General features: G+C 70.7%; 19 protein-coding genes. 7 read left to right on the top strand and 12 right to left on the bottom strand.

The window, feature by feature from the left end:
* Positions 1 to 246 precede the first annotated feature (246 nt).
* From fomD to ACZ7L1_RS05695, 3 genes are all read right to left on the bottom strand, one after another.
* Positions 247 to 948 (bottom strand): cytidylyl-2-hydroxypropylphosphonate hydrolase, encoded by a 702-nt coding sequence (gene fomD / locus ACZ7L1_RS05705; RefSeq protein ID WP_471434482.1) that lies wholly within the window; start codon positions 946 to 948, stop codon positions 247 to 249.
* A gap of 94 nt (positions 949 to 1,042) precedes the next feature.
* On the bottom strand, positions 1,043 to 2,428 hold the full coding sequence (locus ACZ7L1_RS05700) for a class II fumarate hydratase (RefSeq protein ID WP_471434480.1): 1,386 nt from the start codon (positions 2,426 to 2,428) through the stop codon (positions 1,043 to 1,045).
* Between the two features lie 266 nt (positions 2,429 to 2,694).
* Positions 2,695 to 4,365 carry a fumarate hydratase gene (locus tag ACZ7L1_RS05695; RefSeq protein ID WP_471434478.1) on the bottom strand — a complete coding sequence of 557 codons (1,671 nt, stop codon included), beginning with the start codon at positions 4,363 to 4,365 and terminating at the stop codon, positions 2,695 to 2,697.
* Positions 4,366 to 4,621: 256 nt separating this feature from the next.
* On the opposite strand from ACZ7L1_RS05695, the gene ACZ7L1_RS05690 reads away from it, so the two are divergent.
* Together ACZ7L1_RS05690 and ACZ7L1_RS05685 are read left to right on the top strand one after the other, a co-directional pair.
* The gene (locus ACZ7L1_RS05690; protein WP_471434476.1) at positions 4,622 to 5,326 is read left to right on the top strand and encodes a DUF1707 SHOCT-like domain-containing protein; all 705 of its coding nucleotides are present in this window, start codon (positions 4,622 to 4,624) and stop codon (positions 5,324 to 5,326) included.
* Between the two features lie 163 nt (positions 5,327 to 5,489).
* Positions 5,490 to 5,861 (top strand): WhiB family transcriptional regulator, encoded by a 372-nt coding sequence (locus tag ACZ7L1_RS05685; protein ID WP_103838382.1) that lies wholly within the window; start codon positions 5,490 to 5,492, stop codon positions 5,859 to 5,861.
* 107 nt (positions 5,862 to 5,968) lie between these two features.
* On the opposite strand, the gene glpX is transcribed toward ACZ7L1_RS05685, so the two are convergent.
* A complete protein-coding gene (gene glpX / locus ACZ7L1_RS05680; protein WP_103838383.1) occupies positions 5,969 to 7,003 on the bottom strand; it encodes a class II fructose-bisphosphatase in 1,035 nt (344 codons plus the stop codon).
* A 126-nt stretch (positions 7,004 to 7,129) separates the two neighbouring features.
* On the opposite strand from glpX, the gene ACZ7L1_RS05675 reads away from it, so the two are divergent.
* Positions 7,130 to 7,648 carry a DUF4245 domain-containing protein gene (locus ACZ7L1_RS05675; protein ID WP_388991234.1) on the top strand — a complete coding sequence of 173 codons (519 nt, stop codon included), beginning with the start codon at positions 7,130 to 7,132 and terminating at the stop codon, positions 7,646 to 7,648.
* A 30-nt stretch (positions 7,649 to 7,678) separates the two neighbouring features.
* Here ACZ7L1_RS05675 and ACZ7L1_RS05670 read toward each other — a convergent pair whose 3' ends face one another.
* Together ACZ7L1_RS05670 and xseA are read right to left on the bottom strand one after the other, a co-directional pair.
* Complete coding sequence (locus ACZ7L1_RS05670) at positions 7,679 to 7,921, bottom strand: exodeoxyribonuclease VII small subunit (RefSeq protein WP_471434473.1); 243 nt, start codon at positions 7,919 to 7,921, stop codon at positions 7,679 to 7,681.
* A gap of 9 nt (positions 7,922 to 7,930) precedes the next feature.
* The gene (xseA, locus tag ACZ7L1_RS05665) at positions 7,931 to 9,166 is read right to left on the bottom strand and encodes an exodeoxyribonuclease VII large subunit (RefSeq protein WP_471434471.1); all 1,236 of its coding nucleotides are present in this window, start codon (positions 9,164 to 9,166) and stop codon (positions 7,931 to 7,933) included.
* A gap of 90 nt (positions 9,167 to 9,256) precedes the next feature.
* On the opposite strand from xseA, the gene ACZ7L1_RS05660 reads away from it, so the two are divergent.
* Positions 9,257 to 10,261, top strand: coding sequence for a 4-hydroxy-3-methylbut-2-enyl diphosphate reductase (locus tag ACZ7L1_RS05660; protein ID WP_471434470.1), 1,005 nt, complete (start codon positions 9,257 to 9,259; stop codon positions 10,259 to 10,261).
* 85 nt (positions 10,262 to 10,346) lie between these two features.
* On the top strand, positions 10,347 to 11,093 hold the full coding sequence (gene ppgK / locus ACZ7L1_RS05655) for a polyphosphate--glucose phosphotransferase (protein ID WP_471434468.1): 747 nt from the start codon (positions 10,347 to 10,349) through the stop codon (positions 11,091 to 11,093).
* A gap of 48 nt (positions 11,094 to 11,141) precedes the next feature.
* Here ppgK and ACZ7L1_RS05650 read toward each other — a convergent pair whose 3' ends face one another.
* Positions 11,142 to 11,573 (bottom strand): DUF6542 domain-containing protein, encoded by a 432-nt coding sequence (locus ACZ7L1_RS05650; RefSeq protein ID WP_471434467.1) that lies wholly within the window; start codon positions 11,571 to 11,573, stop codon positions 11,142 to 11,144.
* 420 nt (positions 11,574 to 11,993) lie between these two features.
* Here ACZ7L1_RS05650 and ychF point away from each other — a divergent pair, with 420 nt between their 5' ends.
* The gene (gene ychF / locus ACZ7L1_RS05645) at positions 11,994 to 13,082 is read left to right on the top strand and encodes a redox-regulated ATPase YchF (protein ID WP_471434466.1); all 1,089 of its coding nucleotides are present in this window, start codon (positions 11,994 to 11,996) and stop codon (positions 13,080 to 13,082) included.
* A gap of 196 nt (positions 13,083 to 13,278) precedes the next feature.
* On the opposite strand, the gene ACZ7L1_RS05640 is transcribed toward ychF, so the two are convergent.
* The 4 genes from ACZ7L1_RS05640 to ACZ7L1_RS05625 form a co-directional block, all read right to left on the bottom strand.
* A complete protein-coding gene (locus tag ACZ7L1_RS05640) occupies positions 13,279 to 15,561 on the bottom strand; it encodes a M48 family metallopeptidase (protein WP_471434465.1) in 2,283 nt (760 codons plus the stop codon).
* Positions 15,558 to 16,175, bottom strand: coding sequence for a hypothetical protein (locus ACZ7L1_RS05635; protein WP_471434463.1), 618 nt, complete (start codon positions 16,173 to 16,175; stop codon positions 15,558 to 15,560). The genes ACZ7L1_RS05640 and ACZ7L1_RS05635 overlap by 4 nt, the downstream gene beginning before the upstream one ends.
* A 211-nt stretch (positions 16,176 to 16,386) precedes the next feature.
* Positions 16,387 to 17,169, bottom strand: coding sequence for a VOC family protein (locus ACZ7L1_RS05630; protein ID WP_471434461.1), 783 nt, complete (start codon positions 17,167 to 17,169; stop codon positions 16,387 to 16,389).
* A gap of 189 nt (positions 17,170 to 17,358) precedes the next feature.
* Entirely contained in the window at positions 17,359 to 18,090 is a 732-nt protein-coding gene (locus tag ACZ7L1_RS05625) for a hypothetical protein (protein WP_471434459.1), read from the bottom strand.
* Between the two features lie 271 nt (positions 18,091 to 18,361).
* Between ACZ7L1_RS05625 and ACZ7L1_RS05620 the strand changes: the two genes are divergently transcribed.
* Positions 18,362 to 20,749, top strand: coding sequence for a peptidoglycan recognition protein family protein (locus ACZ7L1_RS05620; protein ID WP_471434867.1), 2,388 nt, complete (start codon positions 18,362 to 18,364; stop codon positions 20,747 to 20,749).
* A gap of 133 nt (positions 20,750 to 20,882) precedes the next feature.
* Here the strand turns inward: ACZ7L1_RS05620 and ACZ7L1_RS05615 are convergent, their stop codons facing one another.
* Complete coding sequence (locus ACZ7L1_RS05615) at positions 20,883 to 22,226, bottom strand: serine hydrolase domain-containing protein (RefSeq protein ID WP_471434457.1); 1,344 nt, start codon at positions 22,224 to 22,226, stop codon at positions 20,883 to 20,885.
* Positions 22,227 to 22,430 lie beyond the last annotated feature (204 nt).

The raw sequence follows: 22,430 nt of genomic DNA, 5'->3' as shown, positions 1-22,430 counted from the left end.
GTTCGTCCCACCGTGAAGCCGATACCCGCAATACGTGCCCCAGGAACGGATTTCCCGCCAGGTCACACGCGGTTCCTGGTGCACCGGTCGGACGAGCCGTCCCGGTCTGGCCCTCGTACCCCTCGCTCACGTCCTGCCGCCCCTCGGTGACGTTCGGTCAAGCCCAGCGCTTACTGCGGGAGTTGCTGTGGTGCGCCCTTGCGGAGGACGATCCTACGGTTGTACCGCGGGGGCGCAACAAGGGTCTCATGACGTCAAGTACGCGGGAGTGCGGTCCCAGTCGTCCGGCAGCCGCGGCACCGACCAGGTCGGATCGGGACGCCAGTGCTGCCAGCCGTCCGAGAACGGCGTGCCCCAGGCGCGGATCACCTCCACCGCGGACCGTCCCGCCTCCCGCACCCGCTCGGCGAGCTGAGGGCCGATCAGTCCGTCCTGCTGGGCCTGCGCGAACTCGTCCTCGTCGCGCCAGCCCCAACTGCGGTCCGGGTAGACGCAGATGTCCAGGAAATGGTCCTCGGAGTCGACGCCGCCGGCCCAGCGCACCAGCGGCTCCTCCAGGTTGACGTACCAGTTCTTGAAGCGCCAGCCCGGGTCCCAGAACAGCCACACCGACCAGGGCTGACCGGGCCGGGCCAGCTTCAGCACGCCGGTGCCGAACCAGCGGTCGAGCTGCACGGTACGCGGCTTGGTGTAGCGGGTTCGGAGCGGTTCGGCGTGCAGCGGGGTGCCGTCGGCGAGGACGGGCCGCACGCACGTCGTCCCCGGGGCCATCCACACGGCGAGCAGATCGGAGTCGTCGCGTACGACGGTCACGGGTCGGGCGATGTGAAAGCGCTCACCCGCGTTCTCCCGGTACCGCCACAGGATCTGGTCACCGGGCGCCCAACGCCCCGTCACGCCGTCGGCTTCGCCCGCTTCCACTCGTCTCACCGCTCCACCCTCTGCCATGCACAGATATTAGGTGCCCCAGGCATACGACGCTGTGGTGCCCGTCATCGGTTCGCGTCAGGGCGGGTGATGTGCGTCGGTATGGGGCGAGGCGTTACGGGTGTGTCATCCGCAGGACATCCAGCGCCTCGTCGAGCTGGTCGAGGGTGAGGTCGCCGCGGTCCACATAGCCCGACTCCAGAACGACTTGACGGATCGTCTTGCGCTCGGCGAGCGACTTCTTCGCGACCTTCGCGGCCTCTTCGTAGCCGATGTACCGGTTGAGCGGCGTGACGACGGAGGGTGACGACTCGGCGTACTCGCGGGCGCGTTCGCGGTGGGCGACGATGCCGTCGATCGTGCGGTCGGCGAGGAGCCGCGCGACATTGGCGAGGAGCCGGACGGACTCCAGCACGTTCTTGGCGATGACCGGCATCATCACGTTGAGCTCGAAGTTGCCGGAGGCGCCCGCGGTGGCCACGGTGGCGTCGTTCCCGATGACCTGGGCGGCGACCATGAGAACGGCCTCGGGGATCACGGGGTTGACCTTGCCGGGCATGATCGAGGAGCCGGGCTGCAGGTCGGGGAGGCTGATCTCGGCGAGGCCGGTGCGCGGCCCGGAGGCCATCCACCGCAGATCATTGGCGATCTTCGAGAAGCCCACGGCGATGGTGCGCAGCTGCCCGCTGGTCTCGACGATCCCGTCCCGGGCGCCCTGGGCCTCGAAGTGGTTGCGGGCCTCGGTGAGCGGCAGCCCGGTGGTGCGGGCGATCTCGGCGATGACGGCGGCGGAGAAGCCGGGCGGGGTGTTGATGCCGGTGCCGACGGCGGTGCCGCCGAGGGGGAGCTCGGCGAGGCGGGGGAGGGAGGCGGTGAGCCGTTCGATGCCGTACCGCACCTGTGCGGCGTACCCGCCGAACTCCTGACCGAGCGTCACGGGCGTGGCGTCCATGAGGTGCGTCCGGCCGGACTTCACCACGTCGGCGAACTCCTCGGCCTTGCGTTCGAGGGAGGTGGCGAGGTGGTCGAGGGCGGGGATCAGGTCCCGGCTGACGGCGGCGGTGGCGGCGATGTGGAGGGAGGAGGGGAAGACGTCGTTGGACGACTGCGATGCGTTGACGTGGTCGTTCGGGTGCACGTCCCGGCCGAGGCGCTCGGTCGCGAGGGTGGCGATGACCTCGTTGGTGTTCATGTTGGAGGAGGTGCCGGAGCCCGTCTGGAAGACGTCGACGGGGAAGTGCTCGTCCCACCGGCCCTCGGCCACCTCGGCGGCGGCCTCCTGAATGGCGTCGGCGACGTCCTTGTCGAGCACGCCGAGCTCCGCGTTGACCTTGGCGGCGGCGGCCTTGATACGGGCGAGCGCCTCGATGTGCGCGCGCTCGATCCGCTGCCCGGAGACGGGGAAGTTCTCCACGGCACGTTGGGTCTGGGCGCGCCACTTGGCGTGGAGGGGGACCTGGACCTCGCCCATGGAGTCGCGCTCGATGCGGTATTCGCTCATGTCGGGTACAGCGCGGGGCAGGGCGGGGTTGTTCCGGGGGTGGGCCGGATGGGGGTGCGGGCCGGTGGGCGGTTGCGGTCACCGGGTCCGCCCCGCGCCCCTGCCGTTCCCGTCTCTGGGGCGGAGCCCGCAGCGGGGTGCGGGGGACGCAGTCCCCGCTGGGGTCCAGGGGCGATGCCCCTGGTGGGGGTCAAGGAACGGAGCCCCTGGAGACGGGAAGGGTAGGGGCGGCCGGGGCGGATCCCACCCCCGCCGCGCCCGGAGGGTTACGCCAGCCCCGGCCCCCGCACCGGAATCGACGTGAACGTCGGCGGCTCCGCGGGCGCCTGGAAGAAGTCGTTGCCCTTGTCGTCCACGACGATGAACGCCGGGAAGTCCTCGACCTCGATCTTCCAGACGGCCTCCATGCCCAGCTCCTCGTACTCGAGGACCTCGACCTTCTTGATGCAGTCCTGGGCGAGGCGGGCCGCCGGGCCGCCGATGGAACCCAGGTAGAAGCCGCCGTGCGCGGCACACGCGTCCGTGACCTGCTTGCTCCGGTTGCCCTTGGCCAGCATCACCTTCGAGCCGCCCGCCGCCTGGAACTGCTCGACGTAGGAGTCCATGCGGCCGGCCGTCGTCGGGCCGAAGGAGCCCGAGGCGTAGCCCTCGGGGGTCTTCGCCGGGCCGGCGTAGTACACCGGGTGGTCCTTCAGGTACTGCGGCATCTCCTCGCCCGCGTCCAGGCGTTCCTTGATCTTCGCGTGGGCGATGTCCCGGGCGACGACCAGCGGGCCCGTCAGGGACAGCCGGGTCTTGACCGGGTACTTCGTCAGCTCGGCGAGGATCGCCTCCATCGGCTGGTTCAGGTCGATCTTGACCACGTCGGACGACTCGTCCAGGTGCTCGTCCGTCGTCTCCGGCAGGAAGCGCGCCGGGTCCGTCTCCAGCTGCTCCAGGAAGACGCCCTCGGCCGTGATCTTCGCGACCGCCTGACGGTCGGCGGAGCAGGAGACGGCGATCGCGACCGGGCAGGACGCACCGTGCCGCGGCAGACGCACCACGCGCACGTCGTGGCAGAAGTACTTGCCGCCGAACTGCGCGCCGATGCCGATCTTCTGCGTCAGTTCGAAGACCTTCTCCTCCAGCTCCTTGTCCCTGAAGCCGTGCCCCAGTTCGGAGCCCTCGGCCGGCAGCTCGTCCAGGTAGTGCGCGGAGGCGTACTTCGCGGTCTTCAGGGCGTACTCCGCGCTCGTACCGCCGACGACGATCGCCAGGTGGTACGGCGGGCACGCGGCCGTGCCCAGCGAGCGGATCTTCTCCTCCAGGAACTTCATCATGGAGGCCTCGTTCAGGACGGCCTTCGTCTCCTGGTACAGGAAGGACTTGTTGGCGCTGCCGCCGCCCTTCGCCATGAACAGGAACTTGTAGGCGCCGCCGTCCGTCGCGTACAGCTCGATCTGCGCAGGGAGGTTCGAACCGGTGTTCTTCTCCTCCCACATCGTGAGCGGAGCCATCTGCGAGTAGCGCAGGTTCAGCCTGGTGTAGGCGTCGTAGATGCCGCGGGAGAGGGCCTTCTCGTCCTCGCCCTCCGTCAGCACGTTCTGGCCGCGCTTGCCCATCACGATCGCGGTGCCCGTGTCCTGGCACATCGGCAGGACGCCCGCCGCCGCGATGTTCGCGTTCTTCAGCAGGTCCAGGGCCACGAACTTGTCGTTGGCGCTGGCCTCCGGGTCGTCGATGATGCGGCGCAGCTGCGCCAGGTGGGCCGGGCGCAGGTAGTGCTGGATGTCGTGGATGGCCTCCTCGGCCAGCTTGCGCAGTGCCTCGGGCTCCACCTTGAGGAACGTACGCCCGTCGGGTCCCTCGACGGTGGAGACGCCCTCGGACGTCACCAGCCGGTACGGGGTGGTGTCCTCTCCCGTGGGGAGCAGATCGGTGTACGCGAACTCAGGCATCTCGCCCATTCCTCACTAGACAGACAGCGGCTGGCCTCCGTTGGCAGCGTCCACCAGCGTAGAACCTGGGTCTGACCGTGGACCTGTGAGGTAGGGCTCAGTCCCGGGTTCCGCGCCGACGGCCCGGTTCGACGGGCCCGGGTTCGGTCCCGACGGCCCGGTTCGACGGTTCGGTTCGCTGGATTCCCCCGGCTGGTTTTCCACAGGCCCGTTCGGGGGGTAGTCGCGATCTATCGCGTTTCGCTACGCTGCTGCCGTGGACCTTCACAAGAGCCCCGCCCCGACCGACGACCGGCCCGTGCCCCCGGCCGAGTTGCGCTGCTCCGACGCCGACCGCGACCGCATCACCGACATCCTGCGGGACGCCCTCGCCGAGGGGCGTCTGACCGCCGAGGAGCACGCCGAGCGCGTCGAGGGTGTGCTGCACGCCAAGACGGTCGGTGAGCTCGACCGGTTCGTTCGCGACCTGCCCGCCGCCCACCCGCGCCGCACCGCCCCGGCGTACGCCGCGCCGCCGGACCGGCCCGCTCCGGGTGCGATACCGAGGGAGCCCGACGAGAACGTGGTGGCGGTCTTCAGCAGCGCCATCCGCCGGGGCCGCTGGCGCCCCCGCCGTCGCACGCACGCGTACGCGATCTTCGGCAGTGTCGAGATCGATCTCAGCGAGGCGCTCTTCGAGTACCAGCAGGTCGTGATCAAGGCGGTCTCGGTCTTTGGCGACGTGCAGATACGCGTCCCGGAGAACGTGTCGCTGCGCAGCACCGGCGGTGGGGTACTCGGCAACTTCGAGGTGAGCCCGCTGGATTCGGGCGATCCGGACGCGCCTGTCATCCATGTCGACGGACTCGCCGTGTTCGGGAACGTCGAGGCGAAGCCCAAGCGCGGCAAGTCGGTCGCCGACATTCTCGACCGCGTGTCGCACAAGGTGGACAAGTCTTTGCGCAAACACCTGGGCCATTGACGCTTGTGAATTCGGCCGGGCGCGGCATGTGCCGGTCACATTCCGGCGGCATGAACAACCCCTGGAGTTCCTGCGGTTGGGAACTCAGTGCATAGGCGTGCGCACAGCGGGTAGGCCTTGCTGCATCGTCTCTCGCTCGCGAAGCCGTCGTCAGGAGTAGACCGTGCTGCAACCGCCGCATTCGTCCTTGCAGGTCGCTGACGTTCCGCACCAGCGGGTGCCAGTGCGTGACAGGGATCAGGACGCCCCGTGGCACACGGAGGCGGTGTGCCGGCGCGACGAGGCCGGCCTGTTCTTCGCCCCCTCCAAGGAACCCACCGCGGCCCGGCTGTCCCGCGAGGAGGCGGCCAAACGGGTCTGTGCGCGCTGTCCCGTCATGGTCGAATGCCGGGAACACGCCCTGCTGCAGCCCGAGCCGTACGGAGTGTGGGGCGGGCTCACGGCCGCCGAACGCCGTGTTGTGCTGGCCCGGCGCCGCCGCCGCGAACTGGAACTGAAGAAGGCCGCACGGGGGACGATAGCGGCGGCCGGCTGAACGGCCCCGCATTCGGGCGCATACGAAGGACCAGGCCGCAGAAGGGACCAGGCGCATACGGAAAGGGGCGCCCTCTCCGCACAGAGGGCGCCCCCTATCCGCAGGGCCTACTTCGCCCGGTCGAAGTCGATCGCGCTGTACGCGCGCAGCTTGCTCAGCCGGTGAACGGAGTCGATCCGCCGGACCGTGCCGGACTTCGAGCGCATGACGATCGAGTCGGTGGTGGCGGTCTCCGACCGGTAGCGCACACCGCGCAGCAGCTCGCCGTCCGTGATGCCGGTGGCGACGAAGAAGACGTTCTCACCGGAGACCAGGTCGTCCGTCGTCAGCACCCGGTCGAGATCGTGGCCCGCGTCGAGGGCGCGCTGCCGCTCCTCGTCGTCCTTCGGCCACAGCTTGCCCTGGATGGTGCCGCCCAGGCACTTCACCGCGCAGGCGGAGATGATGCCCTCGGGCGTACCGCCGATGCCGAGCAGCAGGTCGATGCCGGTGCCCTCGCGCAGCGCCAGGATCGAACCGGCCACGTCGCCGTCCGAGATGAGCTTGATGCGCGCGCCGGTCTCCCGTACCTCCCTGATCAGACCGTCGTGGCGCGGCCGGTCGAGGATGACGACGGTGACGTCCTCGGGCGTGGAGTGCTTGGCCTTCGCGACCCGGCGGATGTTCACCGAGACGGGGGCGTTGATGTCGACGAAGTCGGCCGCCTCGGGGCCGGTGACCAGCTTGTCCATGTAGAAGACGGCGGACGGGTCGAACATCGTCCCGCGGTCGGCGGCGGCCAGCACCGCGATCGCGTTCGGCATGCCCTTCGCGGTGAGGGTGGTGCCGTCGATCGGGTCCACGGCGATGTCGCACTCCGGGCCGGTCCCGTCGCCGACCCGCTCCCCGTTGAAGAGCATCGGGGCCTCGTCCTTCTCTCCTTCGCCGATGACGACGACGCCGTTCATCGACACGGTCGAGACGAGGGTGCGCATGGCGCGCACCGCGGCGCCGTCCGCGCCGTTCTTGTCCCCGCGGCCGACCCAGCGGCCCGCGGCCATCGCGGCGGCCTCGGTGACCCGGACGAGTTCGAGTGCGAGGTTGCGGTCCGGGGCCTCGGAGGGAACTTCGAGCTCGGACGGCAGATGATGATTCTCGGTCATCGGAGCGCACCTTTCTGATACGACGACGGCCGGATGAGGGTGATGCCCCGACTCTATCGTCGGACAGACAAAATGAGCAGGGCACCCCACGGATGAGCAGACCCAGGCACCTGCGACGATAGGGGCGTGGCAGGTATGAAAGGCAAGCAGACGGTCCGGGACATGATCCTCTCCCTGGGCCTCATCGGGCTGATGGCGGGCGTCATCTATCTCTTTATCCCCCACGACGACCACGCTCCCGACATCAAGCGGGTCGACTACCGCGTCGAGCTGCTCACCGCGCGCCGCGCCGCGAGCTACCCGGTCGCGGCACCCGAAGGCCTGCCCGACACCTGGAAGGCCACCTCGGTACGCTTCCAGGACGAACCCTTCGACGCCTGGCACCTCGGCTTCCAGGACCCCGAGGGGCAGTACGTGGCGATCGAGCAGTCCACTGAGAGGGCGTCCACGTTCGTCGACGACGCCAGCCAGGGTGCTCAGGAGACCAAGGACACCCAGCGCATCGGCGGGCAGACCTGGCAGCGCTACACCGGCGGCCGCTACGACGCGCTCGTACTCAAGGGCAAGGGCGCCACGACCGTGGTGACGGGCACCGCGTCGTTCGCGCAGCTGACGAAGATGGCCGAGGCGCTGAAGACCGGCTGACGACGCGGGACGCCGGGCGGCGCCGCCCGGTCACCCGGCCCCTTCCGCGCCCTCGCCCTCGGCGCCGTCCTCCTCCTCGGCCAGCGCAGCGTCGAGCCGCCTGCGGGCGCCCTCCAGCCACGTCCGGCACACCTTGGCCAGCTCCTCCCCCCGCTCCCACAGCGCCAGGGATTCCTCGAGCGTGGTGCCCCCGGCCTCCAGGCGCCGCACCACCTCGATCAACTCGTCCCGCGCCTGCTCGTAGCCGAGTGCCTCGTCCGTCCTGCTGGTCATGCGCCCACCCTAAGATCCCTGATGGCCGACGGAACCCTCGCCGTCGGCCCGTACCGTGAACTCGCCCTCGGCGACCCGCGCCCGCAGCACCTCGCCCGCCGCCACCTCGTCCGGTGCGCGAACCACGTGCCCGTCGGCCTTCTGCAGCACCGCGTATCCCCGCCGCAGCGTCGCGGCCGGGGACAGCGCCACCACGCGCGCGTGCGTGTGCATCAGCTCCGACTCGGCGCGGTCGAGCAGATGCCCGAGGGTGCGCCGGGCGCGGTCGACCAGCGCGGTGACCTGGTCGGCCCGTTCGTCGACCATACGGTGCGGGTCCTGCATGCAGGGCCGCGCGAGCGCGTGCGCCAGCCCGCGCTCCTCACGTTCGACGAACGCCTGCGCGCACCGCCGTGCCCGGTCCCGCAGCTGCCGTACCCGCTCCAGCTCCTCCCCGACGTCCGGGACGACCTTCTTGGCCGCGTCGGTCGGGGTGGAGGCCCGCAGGTCGGCGACGTGGTCGAGCAGCGGGTTGTCCGGTTCGTGACCGATGGCGGACACCACGGGCGTGCGGCAGCCGGCCACCGCCCGGACGAGCTGCTCGTCCGAGAACGGCAGCAGATCCTCCACGCTCCCGCCGCCGCGCGCGACGATGATCACGTCCACTTCGTCCAGCGTGTCCAGTTCCTTCACCGCCTGCACCACCTGCGGTACGGCGTGCACGCCCTGCACGGCGACGTTGCGCACCTCGAAGCGGACGGCGGGCCAGCGGTGCCGCGCGTTCTCCAGCACGTCGCGCTCGGCCGCCGAGGCACGGCCGCACACCAGCCCGATCAGCTGCGGCAGGAACGGCAGCGGCTTCTTGCGCTCGGGCGCGAACAGGCCCTCGGCGGCGAGCGCCTTTTTGAGCTGTTCCAACCGCGCGAGCAGTTCCCCGACGCCCACGGGCCGTATCTCGGCCGCCCGTAGCGACAGCTGTCCCCTCGGGGCGTACCACTCGGGCTTGGCGAGGACGACGACACGGGCGCCCTCGCTCACCACGTCGGCCACGGAGTCGAACACCTGGCGGTAGCAGGTGACCCCGACGGAGATGTCGTACGACGGGTCGCGCAGCGTCAGGAAGACGACCCCGGCGCCGGGCCGCCGCGACAACTGCGTGATCTGCCCCTCGACCCACACGGCCCCGAGCCGGTCGATCCACCCCCCGATGAGCCGCGACACCTCACCGACGGGCAGGGGGTTCTCCGCGGACGTGTTGACAGCCATGCGCCCGAGCGTAGTGGCCGGGACCGACAACGCCGGTCGGCACAACCTCTCCCCAAGGAGGCGATCTACGACTCCGGGCCCGGCCTTACGATGGATCGCATGACTGCTTCGTCTGGCCGCCGTGTTCTGCTCGCCGCCCCCCGGGGTTACTGCGCGGGTGTCGACCGTGCAGTGATCGCCGTCGAGAAGGCCCTCGAGCAGTACGGGGCGCCGATCTACGTCCGCCACGAGATCGTCCACAACAAGTACGTCGTGCAGACCCTGGAGAAGAAGGGCGCGATCTTCGTGGAGCGGACGGAGGAGGTGCCCCCGGGGAACATCGTCATGTTCTCCGCGCACGGCGTGGCACCCACCGTCCACGAGGAGGCCAGGCAGGGCCGGCTCGCCACCATCGACGCCACCTGCCCGCTGGTCACCAAGGTCCACAAGGAAGCGATCCGGTACGCCAAGGAGGACTTCGACATCCTCCTGATCGGCCACGAGGGCCACGAAGAGGTCATCGGCACGTCCGGCGAGGCCCCCGACCACATCCAGCTCGTCGACGGCCCCGAGGACGTCGCGAAGGTCGAGGTGCGCGACCCGTCGAAGGTCGTCTGGCTGTCCCAGACGACCCTGTCGGTCGACGAGACCATGGAGACGGTCGACGCGCTCCAGGAGAAGTTCCCGCAGCTGGTCTCCCCGCCCAGCGACGACATCTGCTACGCCACCCAGAACCGCCAGCTCGCGGTGAAGCAGATGGGCGCCGAGGCGGACCTGGTCATCGTGGTCGGCTCCCGCAACTCCTCCAACTCCAAGCGGCTGGTCGAGGTCGCCAAGCTCGCGGGCGCGCGCGAGGCGTACCTGGTGGACTTCGCCGACGAGATCGACGAGTCCTGGCTCGAGGGCGTGTCGACGATCGGCGTGACGTCGGGTGCCTCCGTGCCCGAGGTGCTGGTGGAGCAGGTGCTCGAGTGGCTCGCGCAGCGCGGCTTCGAGGACGTCGAGATCATCAAGGCGGCCGAGGAGTCCATCACCTTCTCGCTGCCCAAGGAACTCCGCCGTGACCTGCGCGAGGAGGCCGCGACGCTGGTGGCCGAGCGCACCGGCGAGAAGTAGCGCACCCGGCGGCAGCGACGGCGCGGAAGCCTTCGCGCAGGGAGCCGTGGCGTGGCTGTCTGCGCCACGACGTACCGTGGTGCCCATGCAGATCTTCGGTGTGGACATCGGCGGATCCGGGATCAAGGGTGCTCCCGTTGACCTGGAGCGGGGCGACCTGGCTCAGGAGCGCTTCAAGGTGCTCACCCCTCACCCGGCGACGCCCGACGGGGTGGCGGACGGGGTGAAGGAGGTCGTCGACCACTTCGGGTGGAGCGGCCCGGTGGGTCTCACCTTCCCCGGTGTTGTCACGGACGGCGCCATGATCCGTACGGCGGCGAACGTCGACAAGAGCTGGGTCGACACGGACGCGCGCGTCCTGTTCGGCGAGCGCCTGGGCGGCCTTCCGGTGACCGTGGTGAACGACGCGGACGCGGCGGGCGTGGCCGAGATGCAGTTCGGCGCGGGCGGTGGACGCAGGGGCACGGTCATCGTGCTGACGTTCGGTACGGGCATCGGCAGCGCCATGTTCACCGACGGCGTCCTTGTGCCGAACACGGAGCTCGGCCACCTGGAGCTGAACGGACGCGACGCCGAGAGGCGCGCCTCCAGCAAGGCCAAGGACGACGACGACTTGACATGGGAGCACTGGGCCCGCCGGGTACAGAAGTACCTCGCGCACGTGGAGATGCTGTTCTCGCCGGAGCTGTTCATCATCGGCGGCGGTGTCAGCCGTAAGTCCGAGAAGTTCCTGCCGCTCATCGAGGGCATCGAGGCGGAGATCGTCCCGGCCCAGCTCCAGAACAACGCGGGGATCGTGGGAGCGGCGATGAGGGCGGCGAAGCAGGGATAGCGGCAGGCACCGGTGCGGGGCGCTCGGTGGTGTGAGCGTCCCGCGCCGTCAACCGCTCCGACGGCGCGCCGCCACCCTGCGGCGCAGCATCCGTACCTTGCGTACGGTCGTGATGACGCCCGCGATCAGCGTGCCGCCGTACAGCCAGCCGGCCTGCGTGGCGAGCGCGGTGACCAGCCCGACCAGACGCCCGGCGACCCCGCTTTCGCTGTCGGCCACGACCAGCAGCCCGGCGGCGAACGCAATGGGCACGACCACCGGCGCGGTCACCAGGTCCCCGCGCCGCACCCACAGCGCGGTCAGCGCGGCCACCGGCAGGAACAGCACGCCGTAGACCGTGAGGGACGCCCCGAACAGCAGCCGGTCGAGACAGCCCGACACCAGCATCACGGCACCGCAGAACAGTCCGCCGCCGAGCCCGGTGAGCCGGGGGCCGGGCAGCCGCCGTGCCGCCTGATCGAGCGCGGGAGAGTTCCGCACCCGAGCCGCCGGGCGCCGCTGCGCGCCACTGTTGCCCTGGGGTGCCGGCCGTGCCCAGTCGGCCCCGTCGCCCACCTCGGGCCGGCCGGGGCCGCCGGGCCGGGGAGGCCGTGCGGCCGAGCCGGACCGTACGGGCGCGGCGGCGCTGCGCCGGCCCTGCGGGGGAAGGGGGGCACCGCGTCGCGGTCCGTGTTGCGGGGGTCGCGTCCTGTGTTGCTCCACTGGACCAACTTAGGTCGGTTTATGTGCGGAATGGCGTATGACACACGCCGTTGGCGAGAGCTTGTCCAAGCGTTCGATACGTACCCGGAGCGCGGCCGGGTACGCCGTAGACTGGTGGATCGGCCCGCACACTCTCCTGACGGACCCGGGCCCGCAGCCCAGTCCAGTCCTCCAATCTCACGTACGGGAAGTCGCAACGTGTCGCTCACGATCGGAATCGTCGGTCTGCCCAACGTCGGCAAGTCGACCCTGTTCAACGCCCTGACCAAGAACGACGTGCTCGCGGCCAACTACCCGTTCGCCACGATCGAGCCGAACGTGGGTGTCGTCGGTGTCCCCGACGCCCGTCTCGCCAAGCTGGCCGAGATCTTCAAGTCGGAGCGGATCCTCCCGGCGACCGTGGACTTCGTCGACATCGCGGGCATCGTGCGCGGCGCGAGCGAGGGCGAGGGTCTGGGCAACAAGTTCCTCGCGAACATCCGCGAGTCGGACGCGATCTGCCAGGTCATCCGCGCCTTCAAGGACGAGAACGTCGTGCACGTGGACGGCAAGGTCTCGCCGAAGGACGACATCGAGACGATCAACACCGAGCTGATCCTCGCGGACCTGCAGACGATCGAGAAGGTCCTGCCGCGCCTGCAGAAGGAATCGCGGATCAAGAAGGACGTCGCCCCGAAGGTGAAGGCCGTCGAGGAGGCCAAGGAGATCCTTGAGAAGGGCGACACGCTCTTCGCGCACGGGATCGTCCAGGGCAGCGAGCGCGCCGAGCTCCTGCACGACCTGCACCTGCTCACCACCAAGCCGTTCCTGTACGTCTTCAACGTCGACGAGGACGAGCTGATGGACGACGCCTTCAAGGACGAGCAGCGCGCGCTGGTCGCCCCCGCCGAGGCGATCTTCCTCAACGCCAAGCTGGAGGCGGACCTCGCCGAGCTGGACGAGGACGAGGCCCTGGAACTCCTCGAGTCGGTCGGCCAGCACGAGCCGGGCCTCGCCACCCTGGCCCGCGTCGGCTTCGACACCCTGGGCCTGCAGACCTACCTCACGGCGGGCCCGAAGGAGTCCCGCGCCTGGACGATCAAGAAGGGTGCCACGGCCCCCGAGGCGGCCGGCGTCATCCACACCGACTTCCAGAAGGGCTTCATCAAGGCGGAGGTCATCTCCTTCGAGGACCTGGTGGGGGCCGGCTCGGTTGCGGAGGCCCGCGCCAAGGGCAAGGCGCGCATGGAGGGCAAGGACTACGTGATGCAGGACGGGGACGTGGTGGAGTTCCGGTTCAACGTGTAGGGGCAATTCCACGACGTTGCCGCTGTCAGACATGCAGGTCAGAAGGGCCCGCCTCGTTGGAGTCGGGCCCAGGGCACTTCTTCTCCCTTCGCATCCTTCAATACGGCCGACGGCGAAAGGGCTTGCTCACGTGACGAGCATCGCCTTCCGTGTGGCGCCCTGATGCGAGGGGTGGGGGGCGATTCCGGCGGTGGATCTACCCGTATTCGGCACGGGGTGGGCCTGCCTTCCGGGCTCCGTCGCGCAGGGCGGCCCAGGTGGGGAGGAGGAGCAGGGCGAGGGCGGCGGTCCAGGCCACGATCGTCGCCGTGATCGAGGCCATCGCGGGTGAGGGAACCAGTTCGCAGGCCGGGTGGCCGGTGCCCCAGCGCACGCAGGCGAAGTGGTCGCGTGCGGTGAACGCGGCCAGGGGGAGCAGCAGGCCCGCGCCGAGGACGGCGAGAACCCCGTGCAGCGAGCGCAGTTCGTGGTCTGTGTTGCGCCAGGCGACGAAGAAGCCGACGGCGAGCTGCAGCAGCATCGCGACAGGCACGAAGTAGAGGGGGAACACCGCGCCGATCAACTGGATCGGCCACGGGAAGACCAGGGCACTGACGACATGCACCACCCACAGTCCGAGCCCTGCGGCGGCGCCGATCACAACACCTTCCACCAACGCCCGCACGGGACGCAGAGGTGGCGGTACGAGGAGCGCCGCGGAGGCCTTGGGAGACGGGGGCCACAGCAGGAACCGTTCGGGTCCCGCGGCGGGCGCGTCACCACGCGCGCGCCCGAAGAGCCGTAGCCCGAGCGTGGCGGCGAGCGGGAGCCCGACGGTGACCCCGACCAGGGCGAGGACTCCCAGCGGGGGTGTGCTCACGACGGCCATGGAGAACACGAAACCGAGGTAGTCCAACGGCGTCGGCAGCAGGTTCAGCGGGCGTGGCAGGGGCAGCAGCCCGAAGCCGGGCATCCCCGCGGCATAGGCGTGCCCGAGCCAGAAGCTCAGCAGCACCACACCGGTCGCGCAGCCGACGACGATCGGCGCGAGCGGGCGCCGGGCGGCGAGCACGACCGGTGCCCACACCCGTGCGGCCACCACGTTCCACCGTACGAACCCGTAGCCGACGGCTCCGAGGAGCAGCCACCACGCCAGCTGCACCGGGAGCGAGTCGGCGACGCCGAGGGCGAGGGCCGTGCTGTGCCACTGGTCCCCGAACGTGCCGACGACGAGGCCGCAGCCCACGGCGAGCCCCATGCGGTGGGCGTTCGCCCACCTGGCGTGATGCAGATGCGCGGCCAGTGTCACACGCCAGATGCCCGCCGCCACGCCACCGCCCAGCAGGACGGCGGGGATGATCGCGCTCAGTGCGCTGCCGCGGTCGGCCAGACTGGTTGCCGCCTCGGTCCCCTGCGCCACCTGCCAGTAGACGAGCGAGCAGCACAGGGCCAGCCCGAAGGCCTCCCAAGGGGACACGCCGAACAGCAGCCTGGTGTCGCTCAGGGCGGCCAGCCGCTTCGCGGCGGAGGGATGCGTACGCCGGAACAGCGGCCGACGGAGCGTGGCCGGCTCGATGCCGTGCTGTGCGGCGAGCAGGCGTCGCAACGAGTGGGCGCCGCGCGTCCACACGGCGACCCGGGCGTCCGCGTACAGCTCGCGGCTGCGCAGTACGGCACTGCTGGTGTGGGCGACGGTGACCGCCAGGGCGCACTGGGCGAAGGTGAACAGCAGTTGGTAGATCACACCTCCGGGCAACAGCACCCAGCTGACCAGCAGGGCGAAGGGTGCCGTGACGGCCACCGGGATCGCGAACGCGACGACGAACAGCCGGTAGCAGATGAGGGTGAGGAAGGCGATGTCGACATCGCGGTTGCGCAGGTGCGCGAGTTCGTGCAGGACGATCGCGCGGAAGGCCTCGGGATCGCGGCCGTGCAGTCGCAGCAGTCCCTCGCCGAGCATCACATAGCGTCGGCCGAGGCGCCCGAAGGCGAGTCCGGTGGGGCGCGGGTCCCCCCAGTCGACGACGAAACGCACCCGGCACCGCAGTTCGGCGAGCGCCACCAGTTCCGTGAGCGTGCGCTGGACGTCCGGGTGCGCGTCGCCCCGCAAGGGCCGTAGCCGACGTCGGCGGAGCCGGTAGGCGGGGAGCAACCAGTACGTGATGCCGACGGCCAGCCACAGGGCGGCCAGGGCAGCCAGCTCCACGGCGCTCCCGCCGCCCACGTCCGGCGGCGCGCAGCGGCGGGCGAACTCCGCCGGATCGGCGGCCGTCTCGGCGAAGTTCGCGGACGCGCATTCGAGGGACCTGGTGATGGAGCCGACGTCGCCGCCGAGCCCGAAGTACCTCGCCGTGCCGACCGCTCCGCCGATGGTCGTCGCCATCGCCACCGATGTGCTCAGAATGAGCAACGCGAACCGCAGGGACGTTCCGGACGGTAACCGGAACGGGTGCACCGCCACCGGGTTGCCGAACTCCGCCCTGATCGGTCCCTCCCTCACCAGGGGCCGTCCTCCCCGTCCCGACTGCCCCGGGTCGGCGCGTCGCCCCCCGGAGTCCCACCGCCCCGCCCGCCGACGACCGCACCCAGGATGGCGTCGGCGAGGAGCTGTGCCTGGTCCGGCGGCAGGCCCAGTGCCACTCCCCGGTCGTAGGCGACGCGCAGCAGCAGCTCGAAGTCCGCGGGTCGGGCCTCCCCGCCGCCCGGTGGCACGGGCCGTACGGTGCCCGGCGCGGCGAACGGGTTGTCCGCGCCACCGGCCGGATCGGGGGCCGACCCACCGTCCGGGGCGCCGCCCGCACCGCCGTCCGCCCGCGCTCTGCGCCTTCGCCACCAGCCTCGTCTGCGCTCCTCGCGCATGACGTCGGTGGCGATGTTCCCGGCGACGGTCGCCGCGACCGGCAACGCGAACGCCGTCAGCGTGGAGACGACGATGGCCTCGATGCCGATGCCCAGCGGCTCGGGCCGTGCTTTCCGGGTCGCTCGGGCCGGGTCCTCGAAGTAGGCGTCGGCCGTCTCGTCGAAGAACGCCAGCTCCTCGGGAGCCAACCGACGCACGGCCTCCCGGGCCAGCTCCCGCGTCCGTGCCGTCTCGTCATGCCCAGAAGCACCCACCGGCGGGCCCCCGTCCCCCTGATCGCCAGTCCCGTCAGCTCGAGTATCCCGCTCAACTCATGTCGCAGACAAGGCGTTCGGAGTCGTGGCAGCTTCCGCTGGGTCCGGCAGACCTCGGTGGCGCAGAAGGCATGACGGCCGAGGCCGCCGACGGCTCGGCAACCGCCGCCCGGGGGAACGGCCCGGCCCCGTCACCGTGCCCGCCGCTGGTTCAGCCCTGGCGCGGGTTCGGCTTCAGCACGGCGAACACCGCCCGGCCCGGGTCCGCCAGCCAGGCGATGCGTCCGACGTCCGGCACGTCCGTGGCCGGCATGAGCACCGTCCCGCCGTTGCCCTGCACCGCCGCGACGGTGGCATCGGCGTCGGCCACGGCGAAGTACGGCACCCAGCGCGTTTCCTCCCGCTCGTCCTGAAGCGGAGCCACGCCGCCGAAGGACCCTTCCTGCTGGTCGCCGTCCTTGATGCTGAGCACCCGGTACGTCATGCCGGGCGCCTCCATCGCCTGCGAACGCCACCCGAACAGCGCGCGGTAGAAGCGGATCGCGGCTTCCGGGTCGTCCACGTGCAGTTCCACCCACACCAGCGTGTCGTCCCGCGACGTCATCTCCAGGCCCTTGGTCCGCCCGGGCTGCCACACGGCGAACCGCGCCCCCTGCGGATCGGTGAACTGGGCCATCCAGCCCTCGCCCATGACGTCCATGGGTTCGGCACGCACACCGCCCCCGCCGGCGACCACCTCGCGGGCGGTGGCCTGGACGTCGTCGCTCTGGAAGTACGTCGTCCAGGCCGACCCGGCCCCCTCCTCGGTCAGCGGCCCGACGGCACCGACGGTCTTCCCGTCCTTCTGGAAGAACCCGTAGCCGCCCGCCTGCGGCCCGGCGGAGACGAACTGCCATCCGAAGACGGCGCCGTAGAAGGCGACAGCCGCGTCCGTGTCCGGGCTGCCGAGGTCGATCCAGTTGGGCGACCCGGTGCGGAAGTCGGTGCCGAGCATGCGTTTCCTCCTGCGTGTGGGGGTGCGGAGACCCCGGCCACTATGCCGACCCCGTGGACAGGGCTCGACGCACCGACCCAGCGGGCCCGTGGGGTTCACCCGGGGGTGGGAAGGAAAGCCCCGGTCGATGCTCCCGGTTGAGCCATGTGACAGCTCGGTCGAGCGGCGCTCGCCGCTTCCTCGGCTTCCTCAGCCTGCGCGGTCCGCCTGTCCGGCCTTCCTGTCGGTGGACTTGTCGGCGGACTTGCCGTTCGGCTCACCGCCGGGCGTGCCCGCGTCGCCGGTCCGCACCTGCGACAACTGGTCGGCGCAGTAGGCAGCGACGTTGTCCTCTCCACCGGCGGCTGCGAGCAACCGCTGCCAGGCCGCCGAGTTCAGCGCCTTGCCCCGGCCCTTCACCGATGCGTACGCACGGCAGTGGGCCTGGATGTCCTTGGCTGTGGGCGGACGGTCCTGCGGGTCCGAGATGGCAGGCGTGGTGGGCTCGGCCGCCTCCGGGGCCGTTCTGGAGGGCTGCGAAGCCGTCGGCGACGGACGCCGCTGCCCAGGGGCCTCGTCCTGCGGACTCCCGGCGCAGTCGGCCGAGCCGATCGCCGCGATCGCGACGCCGCCCAGGGTGAAGGTGGCGAGGCAGAGGGCGACGGTGGCTTTCACCCAGCGCCCGGCAGGGCTGCGCCGCGCACGCCAGTCGTCCCGCCTCCGGGGCCGCGCCTCCTTGTGCACTCCTGCGTCGCGCGCCGCGCGGAATGCGGCGACAGCGCGCCGCTCGGCAGTCGTGTCAAGGGCGTCGGCGCGCAAGGCGTGACCGAGCGCCGCTTCCAGGTCCGTGAGACCGGCCGCGCTGCTTCCGTGGGCCACCGGGCCGTCCGCGCCGACGCGTCGGCGGGCGAATGCTCCGCCGTCGCTGTGTCGGTCGCCCATGCCTGTGTCCGTCCTTGCGTGATCGTTGCCGGTTTGTTGTACGCGTCTGACGCCGTCGCTGCTCATTTCGACTGCCTCAGCGTATGGACCCCTTTTGCTGTCACAGCTTCAGACGCCGAGTCGGCGGTCCGGCCGTTTCAGTCCGCGGTGCGCGGCGGTGCGAACCTGTGACGGCCTCCGCAGGCCGACGATCGCAGTGATCCACGTCACTCCTGCCTGTTTCCCTGTGATGTTCGCCGACCCGGCCGCGCTGGGTGGATGGGTCACCCCTGTGACGGGTGTGCCCTCCGTGACTTTGTTCTGTGGCCTTTGTCGGCCCTCGAGGGGTGGATACGTCGTGAGTCGTACGTCGCATGCGTACAGACCGCTGAGTCTCAAGCGTCGGGCGTGGCTGACGCTCGGTGCCGTGGTCCTGGGGGGCGGGGGCGTGGTGACCTATGCCGTCGCCAGCCCCTCCGACCATGGGGCGGCGGGCCGCGCCAAGCGGCCGGTGAAGGTCTACGACCTCACGCTGAAAGGCGCCGAAGCCGGCAGGCGGGAGCTGCCGCGCACGGACACCGAGCAGTTCTCGATGGTCGGCGTCTCGTGGACGGGCGGAGCCAAGCGGCTCGACGGCACGGCGCAGGTGCGCACCCGCAGCCTGGAGACCGGTGAGTGGAGCGCCTGGCGCGACCTCGAAGTGAACATCGACCCGCTGGAGAAGCCCGGTCCCCGCGTGCGCGGCGCCTCCGAGCCCCTCTGGGTCGGCTCCTCCGACGGCGTCCAGGTCCAGGTCGTCCGCAAGAACGGCACCACCGGCCCGCTGCCCAAGGGACTCGAGGTGAACCTGGTCGACCCGGGCGTGGTGACCGAGGCCGAGACCAGGTCCACCACCAGTGGTGAGCCGGCCGCCTTCGTCGCCGAGACGAGTCCCGGTGCCACGCCCACCGACTCGACCACGCCCACCGACTCGACCACACCGACCGACTCGGCCACGCCCACGGACTCCGCCGCACCCGGCGACGGCACCACGCCCACGGACGGTCAGACCACCACGTCCCCCGCGCCGACCGACACCACGCCCACGGCCACCCCCACCGACTCGGTGTCCGCCTCACCCACGACGAGCGCGTCGGCCACCACACCGTCCGCACCGCCGTCCACCGTGCCCGAACCGCCGATCACCTCGCGCGCCGGTTGGGGGGCCGACGAGTCGCTCAGCCCCGACCCGTCGGAGTACAACACGGACGTCAAGGCGGTCTTCGTCCACCACACCGACGGGGCCAACGACTACTCCTGCGCCGACTCCGCGTCGATCGTGCGGGGGATCTACGCGTACCACACGCAGGTCAACCACTGGAACGACATCGGCTACAACTTCCTCGTCGACAAGTGCGGCACGATCTTCGAGGGCCGCAAGGGCGGCGTCGACCTGCCGGTGCTGGGTGCCCACACCTACGGCTGGAACCGGGAGTCCGCGGGCATCGCGGTGCTCGGTGACTACACCTCCACCAGCGCGACCAACGCCGCGCTGACCTCGATCGCCCGCGTCGCGGCCTGGAAGCTCGGCCAGTACGGCGCCGACCCCTCCGGGACCGTCCAGCTCACCGCGGGCGCGACCCAGACGAACTACTTCGGCACCGGCTTCACCGCGGGCAGCAAGTACACGTTCCAGCGGATCTCCGGCCACCGTGACGGCTACAACACCCAGTGCCCCGGCCAATCCCTCTACAACCAACTGCCGACCGTCCGCGCCTGGGCGTCCGGCCCGGTGCAGGGACTGAAGGTCTCCTCGGTGGACGGCGCGGGCCTTTCGGGCTCGACGTTCTACACCAAGGGCGCCGTCACGGTGCGCTGGACGGCCACCACGCCGTCCTCGCTCATCTCGAGCTTCAAACTGCTCGTCGACGGCAAGACCGTCGCCACCGCCCCCGGCTCCGCCACCTCCGTCGGTGCCACCCTTCCCCTGGGCAGCCACACCGTCGCGGTACAGGCCGTGCACCAGTCCGGCAAGACCGCCACCAGCGCTTCGGTGAACGTTGTGGCGGAGACGACGGCGCCGACCTTCACCACCACCCCGACACTCTCCCTGCGCACCGGCACCGTCAACACCGGCGCTGTCCCGGTCACCCTCGGCTGGAAGGCCACCGACAACACCGCGCTCAGCTCCGTGAAGCTGGTGTCCCCGACGGCGGCCACCTTCGGTCCGACCACCACCAGCTCCAGCCGCACCGCCACGTCCGGCACGGCCACCACCTGGTCGATGCGCGCCTATGACTACGCCGGCAACTACCGCACGGTCTCCCCGGCGTACACGCCGGTGATCCTCCAGGAGAGCTCCGCCACCAAGTCCGGCAGCTGGACCACTCGCTCCTCCACCAGCTACCTGGGCGGCAAGTCCTACGCCAGCGGTTCCAAGGGGGCAAGCCTGACCTGGACCTTCACCGGCCGCTCCGCAGCCTGGGTGGTCTCCCGCGCCTCCAGCTCCGGCCAGGCCTACGTCTACGTCGACGGCACCAAGGTCGCCACGGTGGATCTGAAGTCCTCCACCACCCTCTACCGGCAGGCGATCTGGACCAGGACCTGGTCCAGCAGTGCCAAGCACACCGTGAAGATCGTGGTGGTCGGCACCAGCGGCCGTCCCACGGTCACCACCGACGGCCTCGTCTACATCAAGTGACCCCGACGCCGCCGGCATGGCGGCGCACCCGACCGGCGCGTGCGGTCCCGCACGCGCCGGTCGGCGTGTGCGGGACCGCAGCATGGTTCGGGAGCGGCCCCCTTCTTCTGCGGTTGTCAGCGCCTTGCGGTTGTCAGCGCCTCGCGGCCGGCAGTGACCGCCACTCGGAGGCCTGCGCCGGGGCGAGATCCACCCCGGCCGACCGCAGGGCCGGGGAACCGGTGGTGGGAGCGCACACAGCCTTGGCCACGAACGCGTTGATGGCGTCGTCGATCGGGCTCGGGGTCACCGTGCCGTCCGGTCCGAGCTTGTCGTACTTCGACAGGTTGTAGGCGAGGGCCATCTGCCGGCGGCCGTCCGGGCTGGAGACCGCCCATGTCTCGGCGCCGAACACCGCGCCGCTGTGGCCCCAGAACGTGCCGCAACCCCAGTCGAACCGTATGAGGCCCAGCCCGTAGTGCCCCAGCACGTTGCCCTGGGCGTCGGTCATCGGGACCGTAGTCTCCATCTGGGCCAGTTCGGCGGCGGGGAGCAGCCGGCCGGTGAGCAGCTCCCGGTAGAAACGGTCGAGGTCCGCCATGGTGGAGACGACGGCGCCGGCGGTTCCGGCCCAGGACATGTCGTAGACGCTGTAGTCGCGCGGTGGATCGATCAGTCCGTGGAAGGACTCGTACAGCTTCGGGTGCGGGCCCGTGATGCGCGGGCCGACGGGGAAGTACGTGTGCCGCAGACCGGCCCGGCGGATGACGTTGCGCGTGATGTACCGCTCGGGGTTCTCGCCGGTGAGCTTGCCGAGCAGCAGCCCCGCGATGATGTAGTTCGTGTTGGAGTACGACCACTTCTCGCCGGGAGCGCCGGTCGGCGGAGCCTGCACTCCCATCCGGACCAGCTCCCGGGGGTCGACGTGCCGGAAGCGGTTCTCGTCCAGGCTGCTCGTGGACAGCGTCTGCAACGACGGGAAGGCGTAGAGGACGTAGTCCCCGATACCGCTGGTGTGGTTGAGCAGCATCCGCACCGTGATCCGGTCACCGCGCTGTCCGGGGACGAGTCCGGGGAGGTACCGGGAGACGGGCGCGTCCAGGTCGAGGCGGCCCGCGGCGACCTGCTGGAGCAGGGCGACAGCGGTCATCGACTTGGAGATGCTGCCGATCCGCTGCTCCATGTCCGGCGTCACCGGACGGCCGGTGTCCCGGTCGGCGACACCGGCGGCACCGCGCCACGTGGTGTCGCCGTCCCGCACGGCCGCGTAGGCGCCGTACATGCCGGCGGTGTGGATGGCCCGGAGCGCGTCCGCCAGGGCCGCCCGGCCCGCGGCCGGCCGGTGGGCAGCGGCGGCGGGGGTGGCCGGACGGGTGGCCGCCTGTGCCTGGGGGAGCGCGGCAGCCGAGGTGACAAGGGCCGCGGCACAGGTGAGGGCGACGGCCCAGCCCCGTCTCGTCGGGGCAGGGAGTCGCTCGTGCCGGCGTGCTAAGTGCATGGTGTGTCCACAGCCTCTCTGCGTGCGGGAACCGGGAAAGATCCTCACGCCGATCTTCGCCGGGGCGGTGGTGAACGGCATCGTGCACGCGGAGGAACAGGGGTACTACCGGCGGACGAGCGGATTTCGGTCAGGCGGTCCCGACCGGGCGACGGGAAGGCGGGGGCGGGGCGCAGCACGGCACCCCGGGCCGGTGAGTGTGCG

The organism is Streptomyces sp. NPDC107546 (assembly GCF_055639175.1).
This window is presented reverse-complemented; position numbering and strand designations above follow the sequence as displayed.